Below are 4,890 nucleotides of genomic sequence, written 5' to 3'. Positions count from 1 at the left end.
TGCGGGGACGGCGCGTCGACGTGCAGGGTGCGCGGCAGCACACCGTGCCGGATCGCCAGCACCGACTTGATCACCCCGGCCACGCCGGCCGCCGCCTGGGTGTGCCCGATGTTCGACTTCACCGACCCCAGCCAGAGCGGCCGGTCCTCCGGCCGGCCCTGCCCGTAGGTGGCCAGCAGCGCGTGCGCCTCGATCGGGTCGCCCAGGGTGGTGCCGGTGCCGTGCGCCTCGACGGCGTCGACGTCGGCCGGCTCCAGGCCCGCGCCGGCCAGCGCCGCCCGGATCACCCGCTGCTGCGAGGGACCGCTCGGGGCCGTCAGGCCGTTGGAGGCGCCGTCCTGGTTGACCGCCGAACCGCGCAGCACCGCCAGCACCTCGTGACCCAGCCGCCGCGCGTCCGACAGCCGCTCGACCAGCAGCAGCCCGACCCCCTCGGCCCAGCCGGTGCCGTCGGCCGCCGCCGCGAAGGCCTTGCAGCGGCCGTCGGGCGACATCGCGCGCTGGCGGGAGAATTCGACGAACGTGGTCGGGGTGGTCATCAGCAGCACGCCGCCCGCCACCGCGAGGTCGGACTCGCCGGAGCGCAGCGACTGCGCGGCCAGGTGGAGCGCGACCAGCGAGGAGGAGCAGGCGGTGTCCACCGTGACCGCCGGGCCCTCGAAACCGAAGGTGTAGGAGATCCGGCCGGAGGCGACGCTGCCCGCGTTGCCGATGCCGAGGTAGGCCTCCAGCTCCGCCGGGACCCGCTGGGCAGCACTCGCGTAGTCGCGGCCGGAGATCCCGGCGAAGACACCGGTGCGGCTGCCGCGCAGGGAGGTGGGGTCGATGCCGGCGCGCTCGAAGACCTCCCAGGTGGTCTCCAGCAGCAGTCGCTGCTGCGGGTCGATCGCGGGTGCTTCCCGCGGCGGGACGCCGAAGAACTCGGCGTCGAACTCGCCGATGCCGTCGAGGAATCCGCCGTGCCGGGCGTAGGACGTACCGGGCCGGTCGGGGTCGGGCGAGTAGAGGGCGTCGAGGTCCCAGCCGCGGTCGGTCGGGAACCCGGAGAGTGCGTCGACGCCCTCGGAGACCACCCGCCAGAGGTCCTCGGGCGAGCCGACGCCGCCGGGGTAGCGGCAGGCCATGCCGACGATGACGATCGGGTCGTCGTCGACGGCGGTCGCACCGGGGGCGGTGACCGCGCCGGGGGCCGCACCGGACCCGCCCGTGCCCTCGGCACCCCACAGCTCCTCGGCCAGCCAGTCGGAGAGCGCGGCGGGTGTCGGGTGGTCGAAGACGACGGTGGCGGGCAGCCGGCGGCCGGTGAGCGCGCCGAGCCGGTTGCGGAACTCGACGGCGGTGAGCGAGTCGAAGCCCTGCTGGCCGAAGGCCTTGGCGGGGTCGACGGCGTCGGCCGAACGGTGCCGCTGGACGACCGCCGCCTCGGCCCGGACGACGCCGAGCAGGCTGCGGCGCCGTTCGGCGGCGGGCAGCGCGCCGAGCCGCGCCAGCACGTCGCTCCCGCCGGCCGCCGCCGGGGCGGCAGCGGCGGCGGCGCGCGGCACCAGTTCGGCGACCAGCGGGTGCGGCCGGTCACGGAACAGCACCGGCCAGTCGACGTCCGCGACGACCAGGTGGCTCTCGCCGTGGTCCAGGGCCTGGCCGAGCAGGGCGACGGCCTGGACGGGCGGCAGCGAGGCGAGGCCGTGCCGGAGCAGCTGCTGCTCGGCGCCGTCGGCGGCGATGCCCGCGCCCGCCCAGTGGCCCCAGGCGATCGAGGTCGCGGGCAGACCGGCGGCGCGCCGCTCGGCGGCCAGCGCGTCGAGGTAGGCGTTGCCGGGCGCGTAGTTGGCCTGACCCGGGATGCCGGCGACACCGGCCAGCGAGGAGAAGAGGACGAAGGCGGACAGGTCGTGGCCGGCCGTCAGCTCGTGCAGCAGCCGGGCGGCGCCCGCCTTGGCGCGCAGGGCGGCGGCGAGCTGCTCGGGCGTGAGCGTGGGGATGAGGCCGTCGTGCAGGGCGGCGGCGGTGTGGACGACGGCGGTGAGCGGCAGGTCCGCGGGGACGGCGTCGAGGACGGCCGTCAGGGCGGCCCGGTCGGCGACGTCGGCGGCGGCGTAGGTCACCCTGGTCCCGAGGGCGGTGAGTTCGGCCTCCAGGGCGGACGCCTCGGGGGCGTCGGCCCCGCGTCGACTGACCAGCAACAGGTGTTCGGCGCCGCGTCCGGCCAGCCAGCGGGCGACGTGTCCGCCGAGGGCGCCGGTGCCGCCGGTGATCAGGGTGGTGCCGCGCGGCTTCCACGACCGGTCGGCGGCGTCCTGCGACCCGTCCTGCCCACCGTCCGGGGAGGCCGCCGGAGCGGCGGACAGCGGGGCGGCGGGCAGCGGGGCGGCCTGGACCAGCCGACGGGCGAAGGCCCCGGCCGGCCGGAGCGCCAGCTCGACCTCGCGCTCCGCGGACGCGTCCGTGAGCAGCGCGGCCGCCTGCTGCCAGGTCTGCCGGTCGGGCGCGGCCGGCAGGTCGAGCAGTCCGCCGAAGAGGGCCGGCTGCTCGGCGGCGAGGATCGCGCCGAAGCCCCAGACGAGGGCCTGCTCCGGATCGGTGACCGGGTCGGTGGGACCGGTGCCGACGGCGCCGCGGGTGAGGTACCAGACCGGCGCGGTCAGGCCCGTCTCGTCCAGGGCCTGGGCGAGCGCGACCTGGGCGGCGTGCGCCCACGGCAGGTCGTCGTGCTCGGGGTGCCGGCCGGGGTGCAGGCCGAGCAGCGAGACGACGCCGGCGACCGGGGGCGTCCCGGAGCCGGCCGGTCCGGCGGGTGCTCCGCCGAGCGTCAGGGCGAGCTTCGCGGCGAGCGCGGCCCGGTCGACCCCGCCGACCAGCAGCTCGACGGAGCCGCCGGCCGCGGCGAGCGCCTCGCCGAGCCCCTCGGCCCAGGTGTGTCCGATCGCCTCCTCCGGGACGACGACCAGCCAGCGGCCGTCCGACCGGCCCCCGGCCCGGCCCGCCGGGACGGTGACCGGCCGCCAGGTCAGGCGGTGGCGCCAGCCGTCGGCCGCGGTGGCGGCGCGGCGGCGGTCCCACCAGGAGGCGAGCGCGGGCAGGACGGGGACCAGTCGGTCGCCGTCCACGCCGATCGCCTCGCCGAGCCGGCCGGCGTCCCGTCCGGCGACCAGCTCCCAGAACAGGCTGTCCCCGGCGGCACCGGAACCGGGAGCACCGGCACCGGCGGCGGACAGGTGCTCGGGCGAGCGGCTGGCGTCCAGCCAGTACCGCTGCCGCTGGAACGGGTAGCCCGGCAGGTCGGCGTGGGCGGGGCGGGCGCCGGCGAAGGCGGTCGCCCAGTCCACGGCGACGCCCCGGACGTACAGCTCGGCGACGGAGGAGAGCCAGCGGTCGCGGTTGCCCCGGCCGCGCCGGAGCGAGCCGGTGACGACGGCGTCGGCGACCCCGGCGGCGTCCAGGGTGTCCTCGATCGCGCCGGTGAGCACGGGGTGCGGGGAGACCTCGACGAAGACGGTGTGCCCGGACTCGGCGAGCCGGCGCGTGGCCTGCTCGAAGCGGACGGTGTGGCGCAGGTTCCGGTACCAGTAGCCGGCGTCCAGCCCGGCGGTGTCCTGCCAGTCGCCGGTCACGGTGGAGAGCAGCGGGACGGTGCCGGCGCGCGGGCGGACGTCGGCCAGCAGGGCGAGCAGCTCCTCGCGCAGGGCCTCCGTCTGCACCGAGTGCGAGGCGTAGTCGATGTTGACGGGACGGACGGTGGCGCCGTCGGCGGTGAACGCCTCGGTGAGCTCGGCGAGGGCGTCGAGGTCACCGGAGACCACGGTGGCCTGCGGGCCGTTGACGACGCCGATGGACAGCCGGCCGGGCCAGGCGTCGATCCGCTGCTCGACCTCGGCGAGCGGGCGGGAGACCGAGACCATGCCGCCCTTGTGCGAGATCCGCGCGAGCAGCTTGGCGCGCAGGGCGACGATCCGGGCGCCGTCCTCCAGGGTGAGCCCGCCGGCGACGTACGCGGCGGCGACCTCGCCCTGGCTGTGGCCGACGACCGCGTCGGGGCGGACGCCGTAGGCCCGCCAGAGTTCGGCGAGCGAGACCATGACGGCCCAGAGCACGGGCTGGACCACGTCCACCCGGTCGGGGTCGGGGCCGTCGGCCGCACCCCGGACCACGTCGAGCAGCGACCAGTCGGTGTGCGGGGCGAGGGCGTCGGCGCAGCGGGTCAGGGCGTCGGCGAAGACGGGCTCGGTGGCGAGCAGGCCGGCCGCCATACCGGTCCACTGGGAGCCCTGGCCGGGGAAGACGAAGACGGTGCGGCCCGGGGTGCCGGCCCGGCCGCGGACCACGCCGGGGCCGTCGAGGCCGCGCAGCGCCGCCAGGGTGTCGGCCGTCGGCGCACCGGCCGTCGGGCCGTCGCCCACCGGGGCGACGACGACGGCGCGCTCCTCCAGGGCGGCGCGGCCGGTGGCCAGGGTGTGGGCGGCGGCCACCGCGTCGGGGCCCGGGAGGCCGTCGGTGCGATCACCGGCGAGCCGGCCGGCGATCCGGGCCGCGTGGGCGGTGAGCGCCTCGGGGGTGCGGGCGGACAGGACGTACGGCAGCACGGCCGGGGCGGACGGGGCCGCGGTGTCCGCCGCCTGCTCCGACGCCTCCGGCGCCTGCTCGACGATGACGTGCGCGTTGGTGCCGGAGACGCCGAACGCCGAGACGGCGGCGCGGCGCGGCCGGTCCAGGGCGGGCCACTCCTGCCGCTCGGTGAGCAGCCTGACGGTGCCGTCCGACCAGTCGACGTGCGGGGACGGCGCGTCGACGTGCAGGGTGCGCGGCAGCACACCGTGCCGGATCGCCAGCACCGACTTGATCACCCCGGCCACGCCGGCCGCCGCCTGGGTGTGCCCGATGTTCGACTTCACC

Annotated in this window: 1 protein-coding gene; it reads right to left on the bottom strand. The window is 77.7% G+C overall.

What is annotated here, in order from left to right:
* The coding region (locus tag PUR61_RS21955) for an SDR family NAD(P)-dependent oxidoreductase (RefSeq protein WP_329880975.1) at window positions 1-4,890 on the bottom strand (4,890 nt) is incomplete at both ends.

Source organism: Streptomyces sp. BE20 (assembly GCF_036322525.1).
In the GTDB taxonomy this organism is placed as follows: Bacteria; Actinomycetota; Actinomycetes; order Streptomycetales; family Streptomycetaceae; genus Kitasatospora.
Note: the sequence above shows the minus strand (reverse complement) of the source record. Positions and strands in the feature narration are given on the sequence as shown.